This window comes from Pseudomonas sp. SIMBA_068 (genome assembly GCF_046534705.1).
Taxonomy (GTDB): Bacteria; Pseudomonadota; Gammaproteobacteria; order Pseudomonadales; family Pseudomonadaceae; genus Aquipseudomonas; species Aquipseudomonas putida.
The window spans coordinates 1-241 of sequence record NZ_JAWRYI010001445.1; the positions used below are offsets into that span (position 1 = coordinate 1).

The 241-nt window shown below is 53.9% G+C and carries 1 protein-coding gene; it reads left to right on the top strand.

Annotated elements, in window-relative coordinates:
* Positions 1 to 227: YfgM family protein (locus SB756_RS34415; protein WP_410913798.1), on the top strand; the 227-nt coding region annotated here is incomplete at its 5' end.
* Positions 228 to 241: the final 14 nt, after the last annotated feature.

Sequence of the window (241 nt, forward strand, 5' to 3'; positions counted from 1 at the left end):
TGGCACGCATTCAACTGCAACAGAATCAAGCGGATGCGGCGCTTAAAACCCTTGACGGTGTGAAGGGTGATGGCTGGACAGCCATTGTGGCCGATATTCGCGGCGAAGCGCTGCTGACCAAAGGCGACAAGCAGGGCGCGCGCGATGCCTGGAGTAAAGGGGTTGAATCTGACGCCTCTCCGGCATTGAAGCAAATGATGCAGATGAAGATGAATAACTTAAGCTAAGCCAGTCAAGAGAG